General features: G+C 64.6%; 14 protein-coding genes. 5 read left to right on the forward strand and 9 right to left on the reverse strand.

The features are described from left to right. Window positions 1-99: 99 nt before the first annotated feature. The 5 genes from WDX12_RS09440 to WDX12_RS09460 all read left to right on the forward strand — a co-directional run bounded on the left by WDX12_RS09440 (window position 100) and on the right by WDX12_RS09460 (window position 4984). Window positions 100-867 carry an SDR family NAD(P)-dependent oxidoreductase gene (locus WDX12_RS09440; protein WP_434724695.1) on the forward strand — a complete coding sequence of 256 codons (768 nt, stop codon included), beginning with the start codon at window positions 100-102 and terminating at the stop codon, window positions 865-867. After that, window positions 864-1799, forward strand: coding sequence for a 2-dehydro-3-deoxygalactonokinase (locus WDX12_RS09445; RefSeq protein ID WP_434724696.1), 936 nt, complete (start codon window positions 864-866; stop codon window positions 1797-1799). Before WDX12_RS09440 ends, WDX12_RS09445 begins: the two co-directional genes overlap by 4 nt. After that, a complete protein-coding gene (locus WDX12_RS09450; RefSeq protein WP_434724697.1) occupies window positions 1796-2434 on the forward strand; it encodes a 2-dehydro-3-deoxy-6-phosphogalactonate aldolase in 639 nt (212 codons plus the stop codon). The genes WDX12_RS09445 and WDX12_RS09450 overlap by 4 nt, the downstream gene beginning before the upstream one ends. Then, complete coding sequence (locus WDX12_RS09455; protein WP_434724698.1) at window positions 2434-3306, forward strand: SMP-30/gluconolactonase/LRE family protein; 873 nt, start codon at window positions 2434-2436, stop codon at window positions 3304-3306. Before WDX12_RS09450 ends, WDX12_RS09455 begins: the two co-directional genes overlap by 1 nt. Window positions 3307-3931: 625 nt before the next feature. Then, window positions 3932-4984, forward strand: coding sequence for a D-alanine:D-lactate ligase-like protein (locus WDX12_RS09460; protein ID WP_434724699.1), 1053 nt, complete (start codon window positions 3932-3934; stop codon window positions 4982-4984). Window positions 4985-5220: 236 nt separating this feature from the next. On the opposite strand, the gene WDX12_RS09465 is transcribed toward WDX12_RS09460, so the two are convergent. From WDX12_RS09465 to WDX12_RS09505, 9 genes are all read right to left on the reverse strand, one after another. Further along, window positions 5221-5508, reverse strand: a complete 288-nt coding sequence (locus WDX12_RS09465) for a DUF1330 domain-containing protein (protein ID WP_320293877.1) — start codon at window positions 5506-5508, stop codon at window positions 5221-5223. 42 nt (window positions 5509-5550) lie between these two features. Continuing rightward, entirely contained in the window at window positions 5551-6234 is a 684-nt protein-coding gene (pyrF, locus tag WDX12_RS09470) for an orotidine-5'-phosphate decarboxylase (RefSeq protein WP_434725600.1), read from the reverse strand. A gap of 23 nt (window positions 6235-6257) precedes the next feature. After that, complete coding sequence (locus WDX12_RS09475; RefSeq protein ID WP_434724700.1) at window positions 6258-6854, reverse strand: NADPH-dependent FMN reductase; 597 nt, start codon at window positions 6852-6854, stop codon at window positions 6258-6260. 116 nt (window positions 6855-6970) lie between these two features. After that, the gene (gene pmtA / locus WDX12_RS09480; protein WP_434724701.1) at window positions 6971-7576 is read right to left on the reverse strand and encodes a phospholipid N-methyltransferase PmtA; all 606 of its coding nucleotides are present in this window, start codon (window positions 7574-7576) and stop codon (window positions 6971-6973) included. A gap of 132 nt (window positions 7577-7708) precedes the next feature. Next, on the reverse strand, window positions 7709-8839 hold the full coding sequence (gene dnaJ, locus WDX12_RS09485; RefSeq protein ID WP_320293880.1) for a molecular chaperone DnaJ: 1131 nt from the start codon (window positions 8837-8839) through the stop codon (window positions 7709-7711). A 202-nt stretch (window positions 8840-9041) separates the two neighbouring features. Beyond that, the gene (dnaK, locus tag WDX12_RS09490) at window positions 9042-10958 is read right to left on the reverse strand and encodes a molecular chaperone DnaK (protein ID WP_434724702.1); all 1917 of its coding nucleotides are present in this window, start codon (window positions 10956-10958) and stop codon (window positions 9042-9044) included. A gap of 462 nt (window positions 10959-11420) precedes the next feature. Then, window positions 11421-12389: a substrate-binding domain-containing protein gene (locus WDX12_RS09495; RefSeq protein ID WP_320293882.1), complete on the reverse strand. Its 969-nt coding sequence runs from the start codon at window positions 12387-12389 to the stop codon at window positions 11421-11423. A gap of 18 nt (window positions 12390-12407) precedes the next feature. Then, complete coding sequence (locus WDX12_RS09500; RefSeq protein ID WP_434724703.1) at window positions 12408-13703, reverse strand: ABC transporter permease; 1296 nt, start codon at window positions 13701-13703, stop codon at window positions 12408-12410. Beyond that, window positions 13700-15280 (reverse strand): sugar ABC transporter ATP-binding protein, encoded by a 1581-nt coding sequence (locus WDX12_RS09505; protein WP_434724704.1) that lies wholly within the window; start codon window positions 15278-15280, stop codon window positions 13700-13702. Before WDX12_RS09505 ends, WDX12_RS09500 begins: the two co-directional genes overlap by 4 nt. Between the last annotated feature and the right edge of the window lie 202 nt (window positions 15281-15482).

A 15482-nucleotide genomic window follows, 5' to 3' on the forward strand; every position in this document is an offset into this window, starting at 1 on the left:
TCATTTTGTCAGACATAAGCGAGGGAATCCGGCTTTTCGCCCTTGCCCCCTCGACCTGTCTGGCTAGGATGCGCGCCGGCCAAACGGGAGAAACAGATCATGATGCCATCGGCGCGTTTCGCCGACCTCGACGGCGCCTCGGTGCTGATCACCGGCGGTGGCTCCGGCATCGGCGCGGCGCTGACCGAAGGTTTCATGCGACAGGGCGCCAGGGTCGCCTTCATCGACATCGCCGACAAGCCAAGCACCGCCCTTGCCGACCGGCTGGAGAAGGAGCTTGGCCGCCGCCCGCTCTATCTCAAGGCCGATTTGCGCGACATCGAGGCGCTGCGCGCCGCCGCGGCCAGGGCGGCCGAGGCGCATGGCGACGTGACGACGCTCGTCAACAACGCCGCGCTCGATGACCGCCACGCGGTCGAGGACGTCACGGTCGAGTTCTGGGACAACAACCTCGCCATCAACCTGCGGCCGCATTTCTTCACCGCGCAGGCCGTGGCGCCCGGCATGAAGCGCGCCGGCGGCGGCTCGATCATCAACTTCACCTCCACCTCCTATCTGATCAACCACCCCGATATGCCTGCCTACACCGCTGCCAAGGCGGGCATACTCGGTCTCACCAAGGGCCTCGCCGGCAAGCTGGGCGCCGACCGCATCCGCGTCAACGCGGTGGCGCCGGGCTGGGTCATCACCGAGCGGCAGCGCGAGCTCTGGGTCACGGATCAAGGGCTTGCCGCCCATGTCGCCAAGCAATGCATCAAGGACGTCATGCAGCCCGACGACATGGTGGGCACGGTGCTGTTCCTGGCGTCGGACGCCTCGCGCATGCTCACCGCGCAGATGCTGATCGTCGATGGAGGTTTCCTGTGAGCCCGGCGCCCGCGGTTGCCGCGCTCGACTGGGGCACGACCAGGCTCAGGGCATGGCTGCTCGACGGCTCGGGCAAGGTGCTTGCAGAGCGGCGCGGCGACGACGGGCTGATCACCGCGCGCGAAAAAGGTTTTGCCAAGGTGCTGGAAGGCCATCTTGCCGCCATGGGCGCGCCGAAAACGCTGCCGGTCATCATCTGCGGCATGGCTGGTTCCCGCCAGGGCTGGATCGAGGCGCCTTACGTCACCGTGCCGGCGCCGATCGGCGCCATTTTGCGCGGCGCTGCCCGCGTCGACGGTGCGAGCCGCGACATCCGCATCGTGCCCGGCCTCGCGCAGCGCCTGACCGAGGCGCCGGATGTCATGCGCGGCGAGGAAACCCAGCTTGCCGGCGCCGGTTTGCCGGCAAAGGGACGCCATCTCGTCTGCATGCCCGGCACGCATTCCAAATGGGTCGCGGTCGCGGACGGCGCGGTCGAAGGTTTTGGCACCTGGCCGACCGGCGAATTGTTTTCGGTTTTAGCCACGCACTCGATCCTGAAACATTCGCTGGGCGAGCATCCCGCTCCGGTCGCCGCGGACAGTCCGTTCTTCCGCCAATGGTGCGAACGGGCGCTCGGCGAAGGCGGCGACGTCACCTCGAAACTGTTTGCCATCCGCGCCGCCGGGCTCTTGCAGGATCTGCAGCCCGCCGATGCGGCGGCATGCCTGTCCGGCCTTCTGATCGGCGGCGAGATCGCCTCGGCAAGGCGCCGCTACGGCGCGAGCGACGCGCCGGTTGCTTTGATCGCCTCCGGCGCGCTGGCGACGCTTTATGGCGCGGCGCTCGGCTTTGCCGGCCTTGCTTTTCGCACTGTCGACGCCGATGAAGCGGTGCGCGCCGGTCTCGTCGAGGCCGCGCGCGAGAACGGCATGACTGGAGGCGCTTCATGAGCCAGACCGCACCCTTCCCGAAATTGAAACGCGGCCTTGTCGCCATCCTGCGCGGCCTCAAGCCGTCCGAGGCCATGGCGATCGGCAGGGCGGTTTATGACGCCGGCATCGAGGCCATCGAGGTGCCGCTCAATTCGCCGGAGCCGTTCGTCTCTATCGCCGATCTGGTCAAGGCGCTTCCGCAAACCGCGCTGGTCGGCGCTGGGACGGTGCTGACCGCCGCCGATGTCGATGCCCTGCACAAGGCCGGCGGCAAATTGCTGGTCAGCCCCAACATCGATGTCGAGGTCATGGGTCGCGCCATGCACCACGGCATGGTGACGATGCCGGGCGTGTTCACGCCCACCGAGGCCTTCCAGGCGATCCGGTTAGGGGCCTCGGCGCTGAAATTCTTCCCGGCCAGCGTGCTTGGATCGAGCGGCATCGCGGCGATCCGCGCGGTGCTGCCGGCGGCGACTCTGGTCGGTGCCGTCGGCGGCGTTTCCGACAAGGATTTTGCCGGCTACAAGGCGGTCGGCGTCAGCGTCTTCGGGCTTGGCTCGAGCCTCTACAAGCCCGGCGCGACGGTCGAGGACGTGGCGCAGCGCGCCCGCGCCGCGGTCGCCGCCTGGGATGAAGCTTTCGGAGTGGCGTGATGGACGGCGTTTCGGTTTTTTCCGACCATATCTGCGAGCTTGGCGAAGGCCCGAGCTACGATCCCGCCACCGATACGCTGTTCTGGTTCGACATCGTCAACGGCAAGCTCCTGGAAAAGCCGCTCGCCGGCGCGCTGAAAGTTCATGACCTGGGCGTCATGGCGAGCGCAATCGCGGTCATCGACGCCGATAGCCAGCTCATCGCAACCGAGATCGGCCTTCAGGTACGTGACGTCAAGACCGGCAGGCTGACGCTGCACACGCCGATCGAGGCCGACAACCCGCTGACGCGCTCCAACGATTCCCGCGTCCATCCCTGCGGCGCCTTGTGGACGGGCACGATGGGCAAGGACGAGGAGAAGGGCGCCGGCTCGATCTACTGGTTCTTCAAGGGCGAATTGCGCCGGCTGTTTTCGGGCATCACCGTCTCGAACTCGATATGCTTCTCGGAAGACGGCAAGATCGCCTACTACACCGACACCGCGACCGGGCTTCTGATGCGTGTGGCCTGCGATCCGGCGACCGGTTTGCCGGCAGGCGAAGCGAAAGTGTTCGTCGATCATCGCTCCTCGAAAGGCTATGTCGACGGTTCGGTCGTCGACCGCGACGGCGTGCTGTGGAATGCCGTCTGGGGCGGCAGGGCGGTGAAGGCCTATGCGCCGGACGGCACGCTGCTGCGCGAGATCGCCATGCCGGTGACGCAGGCTTCCTGCCCGGCCTTTGTCGGCCAGAAAGCCGACCGCCTGGCGGTGACCTCGGCCTGGAAAGGCAAGGACGAGAAGCAGCGCGCTCTTGATCCGCAGGCCGGCATGACCTTCCTGCTCGATATCCCGGTCAAAGGCCGTTTCGAGCCGCGCGTTCTGATCGCTTAAAGCGCGTCGCGCCGAAACGGCTTCAGGCGACGCGCTTTAAGTCTTTGTTTTGATGCATGTCGTTGTCCCAGGAACCGCTGCGCACTTCTGGGCGACATGCATTAATTCTTCGATAGAGAGATTTTGAAAGATCGCCGTTTGTCGAGGGGCAAGGCTTTCACCGATCATTCCATGAAATCAGCGCAAACGCTGGAGATTGGCCGAAGCCTCTCAACCTCGTCATTCCAGGGCGGAGCAAGGAGCGAAGCGACGCGCGCAGACCCTGGAATCCATTCCGTGACCTCGGCCGAATGGCACAACGGAACAGAATTCTGCACCGTGAGCGGTGCTTCGACGTAACGGAATGGATCCTCGGGTCTGCGCGCGTCGCTTCGCTCCTTGCTCCGCCCGTGGATGACGATCGTGATGGGCGTTTCGGCTAATCTCCAAGGCATGCCGCCCCCAAGGCAAACATAGCCGGCGGTCAAACCCGTGCTGGGGAATTAGAGCGTTCCGGCCGGAATTGCATCAAACAAGAGAGGCGGCGGCCGGCTTACTGTCGCGCAACCGCCCGGCCCGGTCGGTTTCCCGCAAGCCGATTGCAGCAGCCATGCGATGGTACGCCTGATTTCGCCCGGAGCTTTCGATGCCGCAGCCGACGCTGATCCTTGTCTACGAACCGGAAAAGCCCTGTTTCGACCGGCTGGTCGCACAGGGCTACCCGACAGAGCGCGCCATCGAGATTTCGTCCTACCTGGCGCAGTCGACCGACCTTAAGCCGGAATTCAACCTCCTCGCGGCAGCTTGCGAGAAGTGCGGCCTCGCTTTCAAGCCTGTCGAGCTCGACGATGCGGCGCCGGTTCTGGCGAAAGCCAATCCCGAGACGACGCTGGTCTGGACGCTGACCGACGGCATCGCCTATTTCCGCGGCGGGGCGGCACCCGCAATGGCGCGGCTGAATGGCTTGCGCACCATCGGCGCCGACGATTCCCTTTTCGCGCTCTGCCAGGACAAGCTCCGCTGCGGCGCCGTGCTTGGCGCGCTCGGTCTTCCGGCGCCGCAAGCCGGCCTTGCCCGCAATGGCGAATGGCTCGTCGAGCCGCCGGCCTCGCCCAAAGGCTGGTTCGTCAAGCCCAACCGGCTCGGCGCCAAGATCGGCATCTGGCCGGATTCGCGCATCAGCGATCTCGGCCATGCGCTGGAGCTTAGCCGGCGCGTCTTTTCCCATTATCGCGACGATGTCGTCGTCCAGCCCTATGTCGCCGGCCGCAACGTGCGGGCGAGCTTCCTTGGGCTCAAGCACGAAACCGGCACCGATGCGCTCGGCATCGTCTTCGTCGATTCCGGCGGCGATTTTCAGACAATGGCCGATAGCATGGCGCTCTATGGCGAGACCGGCCAGGCCGCGAAGGATGCAGGGACTTATGTCGAGCCGGAGCTTGAGGCCGTGGGCGCCAGTCAGCCGGAGGCTGATCGGAAAATCCGCGCCATCGCGCAGAAACTGATAAGCGGTCTCGGCCTGAAAGATGTCTTTTCCGTCGATTTCAGGGTCGAGGCCGACGACACCGCGCACCTCATCGAGTTCGAAGTCTGTCCGGGCCTGCCTTGCTTCGATTTCCGCGATTATTGCCGGAGGCAGTGGGGCATGGAACTCGCCGACGCGATGGCGCAGACGGCGGCCAACAGGCTGTCGTTGTGACATTCATGATTGGCTAAGGCCTAACGGCTTCGTCATTCCAGGGCGGAGCAAGGAGCGAAGCGACGCAGCGCAGACCCTGGAATCCATGCCGTTACCTCGGCCGTGGAGTGCAGCGGTGCAGAATTCTGGACCGTAGCGGCGCGCTGAAGTCACGGCATGGATCCTCGGGTCTGCGCCGCGTCGCTACGCTCCTTGCTCCGCCCGTGGATGACGACAAGGTGGACGCCCGCGACGAACTAAACCCCCTCGACCAGGACGATCTCGCCGTCGGCCACTTTCTGGCGGATGGCGACGGCGCGCTGATATTCTGGCGAGTGGTAGCACTCATGCGCCGCCGCAAGCGATTCGAACTCGATGATCACGTTGCGGGCGCGTCCAGGTCCCTCGGCCTTTTCATGCTCGCCGCCGCGCGCCAGGAACTTCCCGCCGAAGCGCTCGAAAGCCGGCTTCGCGGCGGCGACATAGTCCTTGTAGCCCTCGGCGTCGCGCACATCGACACGCGCGATCCAATATCCCTTCGGCATTCTTTTTCTCCTGTTTGTTTTTTCGCGACCGAGGACGGGTCCTCAGGCGGATTGCATTTCGGCGAGTATCGCCTCGGCCGCGGCGCGGCGGTCCGGCGCCGCGACGATCGGCCGGCCGACGACAAGGTGGCTGGAGCCATTGCGGATCGCCTGCGCCGGCGTCACCACGCGCTTCTGATCGCCATGGTCGCTGCCCGACGGTCGGATGCCCGGCGTCACCACCGCCATGTCGGGTCCGACGATCCGGCGCACCGCCTCGGCTTCTTCAGCCGAGCAGACAATGCCGCCCATGCCGGCATGCAGCGCCTGTTCGGAGCGCCTGAGCACCAGCGTGTGCGGGTCGTATTCATAGCCGGCGTCGATCACGTCCTGCTCATCCATCGAAGTCAGCACCGTCACCCCGAGCAGGCAGAGCTCGCTGCCCCTGGCCGCCTCGACCGCCGCTCTCATGGTTTTGGGATAGGCATGCAGCGTCAGCATCGTCATGCCCATCTTGACGATGTTCTCGACACCCTTGGCCACCGTGTTGTCGATGTCGAGCAGCTTCATGTCGAGGAACACTTTCGTGCCGCCGCTGGCGAGTTCCCGCGCGAAATCGAGCCCGCCGGCGAAGGCGAGCTGGTAGCCGATCTTGTAGAAGGAGACTGCGCCCTCGAGCTCGCGCACCGCCTTCTCGGCCTCCTTGAGCGTCGGCAGGTCGAGCCCGACGATCAGCCGGTCGCGCATCGTGTCGGCCTCCGCGAAATTGATCACGCCTCGATCCGGGTGGACAGCATGCGCGAGGTTTCGATCAGTGTGCGGCATAGGCGCTCCATCGATTGGTGTAGTCTGGCGTCCCTGAATTGTCCGTCCTCGGCGAACGCCGTGTCGGCCTCGGCGACCGAGCATTCCGGCGTGATCACCTCCATCTGGCAGCGCACCAGCACCGCGCGCAGATGGTTGATGCAGCGTATGCCGGCGAATTTGCCCTCCGAGGACGAGCAGAGCCCGACCGGCTTGCCGGCAAGCGGCCTGAACGCGCGGCTGCCGTCGCGCCGCATTCGGCTCACCCAGTCGATCGAGTTCTTGAGCAATGGCGGGATCGAGCCATTATATTCGGGCGTCGCGATCAGCAGCCCGTCATGCGCCGCGATCTGGCGGCCGAGCTTGACCGCGTTCTCGGGGATGCCTTTTTCCTTTTCCAGGTCCTCGTCCATGATCGGCAGCGCATAGTCGCCGAGCGAGATGCGCGTCACCTCCGCGCCCTGCATGGCGAGTTCCTTCTGCGCCACATCGGCGGTCCGTCCGCTATAGGCGCCGGTCCGGACGGAGCCGGCGAAGACGAGGATTCTTGGGATCAATGCCATCGGCTCGCTTCGCTAAGGGAATAGGGGAGTAAGGGAGTAAGGCAGTAGGGATATCGCGGAAGCTGAACCGTTCATTCCCTATTCCCATACTGCCCTACTCCCCTATTCCCTTATCCCTAATGCGCCTCGCGCCGATAGATCCACAGCTGCGTCGGCGGGATGTTGCGGATGATGAAATCGAAATGCTTGACCGTGTAGTCGCCGCGGCCGGGCGGGATCGGCGACAGCGGGCCGTAGGTCAGCTGCACGATCGGCCTGCCGGCGGGAATGCGGTCGAGCAGGCTTTCGATATAGGCGATGCGCTGGGCGACCGGGAAGTTGAGCAGCGGCACGCCGGAGACAACCGAATCGAACACCATGTCGCGCTTGTCGCCGAGCGTGGCGTTGAGATTGAAGGCATCGCCCTCGATCACGTTGACGCCGGGATAGAGTCGGCGCAGATGGCGCACGAAGTCGGTCGAATATTCGACCGCGTAGAGGTTTTCCGGCTTCACGCCCTGGGCGAGGATGGCTCGGGTGATGACGCCGGTGCCCGGCCCGACCTCGAGCACAGGCAGGCCCGATCTCGGATTGACGATCGAGGCCATCTTGCGGGCGGTGATGGAACTGGTGGGAACGATCGAGCCGACCGTTTTCGGCTTGTCGATCCAGCCTTTGAAGAACTTCAGCTCGTCGTCGAATTTTTCGGCCAGCGCTTTGCGCAACCCGGGACTACGTGCCATGCGAGCTCTCCTCAATGCTCAGCCCCCGATCCGCTACTTAGCAGGTGGGTGGGACAAGGCAAGGCGTCAAGCTGGCATAAGATGTTGATGACGCTTGGGAACCGTCCGCACCGAAACGCGGGGCCGTAGTGATCAGCTCTCGCCGAACGACTCGAAAAAGTCCTTCATGCGCGCGAAAAAGCCGCTCGACTGGGGCGAATTGTCCTTCGAGGAGAGCTGCTCGAACTCCTCCAGCAATTCGCGCTGGCGGCGCGTCAGGTTCTGCGGCGTCTCGACCGCCGTCTGGATGTAGAGGTCGCCGACATTGGGCTGGCGCAGCACCGGCATGCCCTTGCCCTTGAGCCGGAACTGGCGGCCGTTCTGCGTGCCTTCCGTCACCTTGACCTTGGTCTGGGTGCCATCGAGCGTGGTGACCTCGAAGGAGCCGCCAAGCGCCGCCGTCGTCATCGAGATCGGCACCTTGCAATAGAGATCGGCGCCGTCGCGCTGGAAGAATTCGTGCGGCTTGACCGCCAGGAAGATGTAGAGGTCGCCGGAAGGTCCGCCGCGCAGGCCGGCCTCGCCCTCATTGGCCAACCGGATGCGGGTGCCGTCCTCGATGCCGGCCGGGATGTTGACCGACAGCGAGCGCTCCTCGGTGACCCGGCCTTGTCCGGCGCATTTCGGGCAAGGATCCTTGATCGTCTGGCCGCGACCCTGGCATTGCGGGCAAGTGCGTTCGATCGAGAAGAAGCCTTGCGTGGCGCGCACCTTGCCGTGGCCATGGCACATCGAGCAGGTCACCGGCTGCGTGCCGGGCTTGGCGCCGCTGCCGGAGCATTCCGAGCAGGAGATCGAAGCCGGGACGCGGATCTGCGCCGTCTTGCCGGAAAAGGCTTCTTCCAGCGTGATTTCCATGTTGTAGCGCAGGTCGGCGCCGCGTTCGCGGCCGCCGGAAGAACGGCGTTGCCGGCCGCCCATCATGTCGCCGAAAATGTCCTCGAAGATGTCGGCGAAGCCGCCGGCGCCAAAGCCGTGCGCAGCGCCGTTCATACCGCCTTGCTCGAAGGCGGCGTGGCCGAAACGGTCATAGGCGGCGCGTTTCTGCGGGTCCTTCAGCGTCTCGTAGGCTTCGTTGATTTCCTTGAACTTGTGCTCGCAGGCACCGTCGCCGGGATTGCGGTCGGGATGGAACTGCATGGCGAGCTTGCGGAAAGCGCTCTTGAGTTCCTTCTCGTCGGCGCCTTTTTGCACGCCCAGCGTTTCGTAGAAATCAGCTTTCATTTTTTCCCGCTGTCCGGATGCTCAATGTCTTCAAGCATTGTTGGCGACGTTTGCCGGCATGGTCTTGGATTTAGGAGCGATGTTTCCCGGATGCTAGTACCAAGCCGGGCTCGCTCCGGGTTTTTCCGTCACTTTTTCAGGCAAGGTTGCAAAAAAGCCCGGCTTCGCGCCGGGCTTTTGCACTTATTCGCCGTCAGCCGGCTCAAGCCGACTTCTTCTTGTCGTCGTCTTCGTCGATTTCCTCGAAGTCGGCGTCGACCACGTCCGAATCCTTGGCGGCATCCGCCTTGGCGTCAGCTTCGGCCGCTTCCTTCTGCGAGGCTTCGTACATGGCCTGGCCGAGCTTCATCGAAGCTTCGGCGAGCGACTGCGACTTGGCCTCGATGTCAGCCGGGTCGTCGCCCTCCGCAGCGGTCTTCAGCGCGGCGATCGCGTCGGAGATCGCGGTGCGGTCAGCTTCCGAGACCTTGTCACCATAGTCCTTGAGCGACTTCTCGGACGAATGCACCAGCGCTTCCGCCTGGTTGCGGGCCTCGACGAGGGCTCGGCGCTTCTTGTCCGCGTCGGCATTGGCCTCGGCGTCCTTCACCATCTTCTCGATGTCGGCATCGGACAGACCGCCCGAAGCCTGGATGCGGATCTGGTGCTCCTTGCCGGTGCCCTTGTCCTTGGCCGAGACGTTGACGATGCCGTTGGCGTCGATGTCGAAGGTGACCTCGATCTGCGGCACGCCGCGCGGGGCCGGCGGAATGCCGACCAGGTCGAACTGGCCGAGCATCTTGTTGTCGGCCGCCATTTCGCGCTCGCCCTGGAAGACGCGGATCGTCACCGCCGACTGCGAATCCTCGGCGGTCGAGAAGGTCTGGCTCTTCTTGGTCGGGATCGTCGTGTTGCGCTCGATCAGTCGGGTGAACACGCCACCCAGCGTCTCGATGCCCAGCGACAGCGGCGTCACGTCGAGCAGCAGCACGTCCTTGACGTCGCCCTGCAGCACGCCGGCCTGGATGGCGGCGCCAAGTGCGACGACCTCATCCGGGTTGACGCCCTTATGCGGCTCCTTGCCGAAGAACTGCTTCACGATCTCCTGGATCTTGGGCATGCGGGTCATGCCGCCGACCAGCACCACCTCGTCGATCTCAGCCGCCTTCAGGCCGGCATCCTTGAGCGCCGCCTTGCAGGGCTCGATCGTGCGCTGGACAAGGTCGTCGACCAGCGTCTCGAACTTGGCGCGGGTCAGCTTCATCGTCAGGTGCTTCGGCCCGGTGGCGTCGGCGGTGATGAAGGGCAGGTTGATCTCGGTCTGCGTCGTCGACGACAGCTCGATCTTGGCCTTCTCTGCCGCTTCCTTGAGGCGCTGCAGGGCAAGCTTGTCGTTCTTAAGGTCGATGCCCTGTTCCTTCTTGAACTCGGCCGCCAGATACTCGACCAGGCGCATGTCGAAGTCCTCGCCGCCGAGGAAGGTGTCGCCATTGGTCGACTTCACCTCGAAGACGCCGTCGCCGATCTCGAGCACCGAGATGTCGAAGGTGCCGCCGCCAAGGTCATAGACGGCGATGGTCTTGCCGTCCTTCTTTTCCAGGCCGTAGGCAAGGGCCGCCGCGGTCGGTTCGTTGATGATGCGCAGCACTTCCAGGCCGGCGATCTTGCCGGCGTCCTTGGTCGCCTGGCGCTGGGCGTCGTTGAAATAGGCCGGAACCGTGATGACCGCCTTCTCGACCTTTTCGCCGAGATAGGCTTCCGCCGTCTCCTTCATCTTCTGCAGGATCATGGCCGAGATCTGGCTGGGCGACTGCTTCTTGCCGCCGGCCTCGACCCAGGCGTCGCCATTGTCGCCCTTGACGATCTTGTAAGGGACAAGCTTCTTGTCCTTCTCCGTCACCGGGTCGTCATAGCGGCGGCCGATCAGGCGCTTGACCGCGAAGATGGTGTTTTCCGGGTTGGTGACCGCCTGGCGCTTGGCCGGCTGGCCGACGAGACGTTCGCCGTCATTCGAGATGGCGACGATCGAAGGCGTCGTGCGCGCGCCTTCAGCGTTCTCGATCACCTTGGGGTCCTTGCCATCCATGATGGCGATACAGGAATTGGTAGTGCCGAGATCGATACCGATAACTTTTGCCATTGTTCTAGTCTCTCCTCTAAGCAGGCTCTCAGGACCCTTCAAAAGGCGTTCCGACGAAAGCCCCTGTTCACAAGAAATCCCATCGCGGTCCCCGCTTTTCGGAGCCGGACGGCTGGCGCGTATATAAGAACAGGCGACACAAGGCGCAAGCATTCTGCGCAAGGTGTCCGTCGTCTCGGCGCGGGCCGGAAAGCGACACGCGGCGCCTGGCGGCGGGATCGGCGCGCTATCGCGCTATCGCGTTGTTCCAGATTGCTTTTTTGGGACAGGCGCCGTCGACGACGCGCAAAGTTGCCTTGCGGGAAGGGCAAGGCTCGCCCTGTCGGGCGTGACTTTCGGTCGCGAAAGGGCCGGAAATCCGCGTCGCCGCCATGGTTTTGGCACTTGGCGACGGGACTTGAGGAGCGCCCGGCGCTTGGGCAAAGCCCTGCCGGGCGCGTGGCCCGGCAGGGTATCCTCAGCTTAGAGCCCGTTGTCCTTGAGGATCTTGGCCGCGTTCTCCTTGGTGATCCTTTCCGTCGGCAGCGTGATGGTCTTCTCGACCTTCTCGCCGTTCAGGAACTTGATCGCCTGGCGCAGGCCCTCGGCGCCCGGCGTGACATAGGTGAAGGTCGCCGTCAGCTCGCCCTTGTTCACCATCTGCACGCCTTCGTTGGGCAGGCCGTCGATGCCGATGAACTTGATGTCCTTTTCGCGCCCGACGTCCTTGGCCGCGAGATAGGCGCCATAGGCCATCGGATCGTTGTGGCCGTAGACGAGATCGATCTTCTCGTTGGTCTTCAGCGCGTTGGCCATGATGTTGTAGGCCTGGTCCTGCTTCCAGTCGCCCGATTGCTGGTCGAGCAGGTATTTGATGCCCGGCTCCTTGTCGGTGAATTCATGGAAGCCGTCATGGCGGTCATGCGCCGGCTGTGTGCCCATGCCGCCCCAGATCTCGACAACGTTGCCGGCGGCCTTGCCCTTGCCGCCCAGGAGCTCGACGGCATATTCGCCCGCAGCCCGGCCGATCAGCGCGTTGTCGCCGCCGACGAACTGCGTGTAGTCCTTGGTGTCGACATTGCGGTCGAGCACGAAGACCGGGATCTTGGCGTCGATCGCCTGCTGCACCACGCCGGTGAGACCGGCCGATTCCTTCGGCGACACCAGCAGCGCGTCGACCTCCTGGCGGATCAGGTTCTCGACATCGGCGACCTGCTTTTCGGTCTTGTCCTCGCCGTCGGTGATGATCAGCTCAACTTCGGGATGCTTGGCGGCCTCGGCGATGATGTCCTTGTTGAACTGGGCGCGCCAGGGTTCGATGGTGGTCACCTGCGAGAAGCCGATCTTCCACTTCTTGCCATCGGCAAAGGCATGGTTGCTGGAAAAGAGCGCTGTCGTCGTCAGAAGTGCGGCTGCGAAAGTCGCAAGCTTCAGCATGTCACGTCGTTTCATGGTCCTGTTTCCTCCGGATTATAGAGACGAGGTCTCCTGTGACGGCCGCTTGGCCGCGGCCGTTTCCTTTTGCGCCGCCCGTCCGTTGGGCAGGCGCAGATAGCTGAGAAGGTCGCCGGCGTTGCGCTCCTGCACGAGCACGGTGCCGATGATGATCGCCCCCTTGAGCACCAGCTGAAGGTTCGAATTGATGTTGTGCAGTTGCAGGATGTTGGACAGCAGCCCGAAGATCAGCACGCCGCAGAAAGTGCCGATCAGGCTGCCGCGCCCGCCCATCAGGCTGGTGCCGCCGATGACCACTGCGGCGATGGCGTCGAGCTCCAGCCCGGCGCCGGCGTCCGGCTTGCCTTGCCGGTATTGCGCCACGTAAAGCACCGCCGCGATGCCGGCGAGCAGGCCGGAGACCGCATAGGTGGCGATCTTGACGCGCCCCGCGGCGATGCCCGAAAGCCGCGCCGCCTCCTCATTGCCGCCGATGGCGTAGACGTAGCGGCCGAAGGGCGTGAAGCGCAGCACCGCGCCGTAGATCACGATCGCGCCGAGGAAGAACAGGCCGGGCATCGGCACGACGCCGAACACCAGCGAGCGCAGGATCTCGAATTCGGCGGTGGCGTTGGAGCCGGTATAGACCGGCAGCACTGCATTGTTCTGGCCGGCGGTCAGCCTGGCGACGCCGAGCGCCGTCACCATCATCGCCAGCGTGACGATGAAGGGCTGCAGCCGCCCGGCGACGATGATGAAGCCGTTGATGGTGCCGAACAGAAGGCCGACGCAAGGCGCCACCAGCAGCACGCCGAGCACGCCGAACTTGGTCTCGACCTGCGGCAGCAGGTACCACAGCGAAAGGCAGCAAAGGATCACGCCGACCACGCCCGGAATGACCAGCCCGCGCACCCTGTCCAGCCGCAGCTCGCGGCTGGCGCCCGCCCCGGCGCGGGACTTCTCGACGTTGAGCAGGATGAAGCGGGTGAGAAGCGCGCCGAGGCAGAGAGCCACCAGCGCGGTTGTCGGCACGCCGAGCGCGGCCGACGGCGTGATGCCCGGCACGGTCAGCAGCATGGCGCAGACCACCGAGCAGATCGCCATCAGCGAGCCGACGGAAAGATCGATGCCGCCGGTCAGGATCACCGCCGTCATGCCGGTGGCGATCAGGCCGGTGGTCGACACCTGGCGCAGCACGTCGAGCAGGTTGCCGTAAGACAAAAAGATGTTGTTGCCCTTGGAGCTGATCGGCGAACCGAACACGCCGATCAGGAAGATGGCGATCAGCCCCCAGTAAAGCTTGGTGCGGGAGAGAAGGCTGATGAGGCTCATGCGGCAGGTCTCGCGGTCCTTCGTGGCGCGGCAAGCCGCATGATCGCCTCCTCGCTGGCTTCCGCTCGGGACAGGATTCCGCGCTGGCGGCCCTCCGCCATGACCAGGATGCGGTCGGCCAGATGCAAAAGCTCGGGCAGTTCGGAGCTGATCACGGCGATCGCCAGCCCATCGCCGGCCAGCTTGAAGATGAGGTCGTAGATTTCGCGCTTGGCGCCGACATCGATGCCGCGCGTCGGCTCGTCGAGCAGAAGCACGCGCGGCTGCGTCGCCAGCCACTTGCCGATCACCACCTTCTGCTGGTTGCCGCCCGACAATGTGCCGGCGGCCTGCTCGATGCTTTCGCAGCGTATGCCGAGCGCGCTCACCGCCTCGCGGGCCAGGCCCTGCTCGCCCGCCCGCGAGCGCAGCCCGAAGCGCGCCAATGCGCCGACCAGCGGCAAGGCGACGTTGTCGGTGATCGAGGCCTTGAGATGCAGGCCTTGCGTCTTGCGGTCCTCGGTCACCAGGGCGATGCCAAGCCGGCGGGCCTCGCGCGGCGAGCCGATCTCGACCGGCGCGCCGTCCAGCTGGATTTCGCCGCCGGTCCGGCCACCGCTGGAGCCGAAGATCGCTTCCAGGATTTCGGTACGGCCGGAACCCAGCAGCCCGCCGATGCCGAGGATCTCGCCGGCGCAGAGGTCGAAGCCGACGCCGTCGATCGCCGTGCGCCAGCCATGCCGGTCGGGCTTCGAAAGCGACAGGCCCCTGACCGAGAGCACCGCCTTGCCGCCGGAGCCGCGTTCGTGGCCGGAGGAAGCCAGAAGATCGCGCCCGACCATGGCGGAGATGATGGCGTCTTCGCTCAGTCCCGCCATGTCCTGCGTCAGCACATGGCGCCCGTCGCGCAGCACCGTCACCCGGCTTGCCAGATGCATGACCTCGTCGATGCGATGCGAGATGTAGACGATCGCAACGCCGCTTGTCGCGAGCTGGCCGATGATGCGGAACAGTCTCTGGCACTCGGCCGGCGACAGCGCCGAGGTCGGCTCGTCCATGATCAGGATGCGCGCCGACTTCGACAGCGCCTTGGCGATCTCCACCAGTTGCTGCTCGCCCACCCTGAGCGCGCCGACCCGCGCTTCCGGATCGAGCTCGATGCCCAGCCGCTGCAGCAGCGCGCTGGCCGTGCGGCTGCTCGCCTTGCGGTCGACGACCAGCCCGGCGATCAGCTTTTCGCGGCCGAGGAAGATGTTGTCGGCGACGCTGAGTTCAGGGACGAGGTTGAGCTCCTGGTGGATGATGGCGATGCCTGCGTCCTCGGCGTCGCGGACACCGGTGAAATAAACGGTCTGGCCGTCGATCGCCACGGCGCCTTCGTAGTCGGTATAGACGCCCGAGAGGATTTTCATCAGCGTCGACTTGCCGGCGCCGTTCTCGCCCATCAGCGCATGCACCTCGCCGGGCCTGAGATCCAGCTTCCCGTCGGACAACGCGGTGATGCCGCCAAATCGCTTGGAAATGCCTGTCGCGCTCAGGACGACGGCGGGACCGTCGGCGGCCGCATTGCCAGTCGTGTTGGAATCAGCGCGCTGCATGGCAAAGGACGGCCTCCCTCCGTCGTCTTCGATTGCCTGAACGCTAATCGAAACGTTTCGAACGTGTCAAGCGCATATCTGGTTGTTGAGGATTGGTGCATTTCAATTCTTGCGAAAAACGCCGGGTTTACGTAGGTTTAGCCAAATAAGGGTGGCTAAACGTTTCGAAAATGACGATGTCAGGGCGGAAAAAACAGCGGAA

The organism is Mesorhizobium sp. RIZ17 (genome assembly GCF_051127865.1).
GTDB lineage: Bacteria > Pseudomonadota > Alphaproteobacteria > Rhizobiales > Rhizobiaceae > Mesorhizobium > Mesorhizobium humile.